We start from the raw sequence: 743 nt of genomic DNA, 5'->3' as shown, positions 1-743 counted from the left end.
CACAGGATCTAAGTCCTTACGTTAGTTGCGTTGCCAACTAATCCCATGCTGATTTTGTCTGTTCATCTTTTCAAATCTATTTGTTAATAGTTAGTTTTATAGTGATTAAGCTGCTATTGGTTCTTGGATAAATGCATGCATATGGGGGATGTCCTTCAACATCTTCTCCTCTTGAAATACAAACTGTTTCTTACCAATAGAGAAGAGTATACGGATGAGCTTATTACACAAAGCAATTAAAGACTGCATCTTTTTCAACGGATTATCAGGTCTCGTTGTGTAATAATGATGTAGGGCTTTAAAGGCTTTATTCTTGGCTACTAGAATCATAGATGCCCGAAACAGTAGTGCCCTTAATTTCTTTCGACCACGTTTCGTAATCCTGGTTCTCCCTTTATGCTTTCCTGATGTATTTTCTTTTAAGCTGAGTCCTGCCAGTTTGGTTATCTGACGAGGATGATTGTATTCACTCAAATCGCCTACTTCAGCGAAAAAACCCGCCACTGTATCGCGTCCAATTCCTGTTATTTCTAACATTTGATCAACGCCTGGAATATCTTGAAGCAGTGTATCCAGAGTTTGGTCAAGCTCTTCGAACTTGGCTTGAATGAGTTCATACTTTTGAATTAACGTTCTTAATTCCATTTTAGCCATCATGGCGCCCTGACGAATGCCAATCGAGCGATTGGCGGCTTCTTTTAAGGCACGAATCTTCTTTATTCCTATACTTCTTTTCACTGCTT

At 39.2% G+C, this 743-nt stretch carries 1 protein-coding gene; it reads right to left on the bottom strand.

All coding sequences use genetic code 11. From position 1 onward, the window contains the following. Nucleotides 1-105 precede the first annotated feature (105 nt). The coding region (locus LXM54_RS27660) for a transposase (protein WP_233319561.1) at nucleotides 106-743 on the bottom strand (638 nt) is incomplete at its 5' end.

Source organism: Bacillus sp. Au-Bac7 (assembly GCF_021341655.1).
GTDB lineage: Bacteria > Bacillota > Bacilli > Bacillales > Cytobacillaceae > Niallia.
This window is presented reverse-complemented; position numbering and strand designations above follow the sequence as displayed.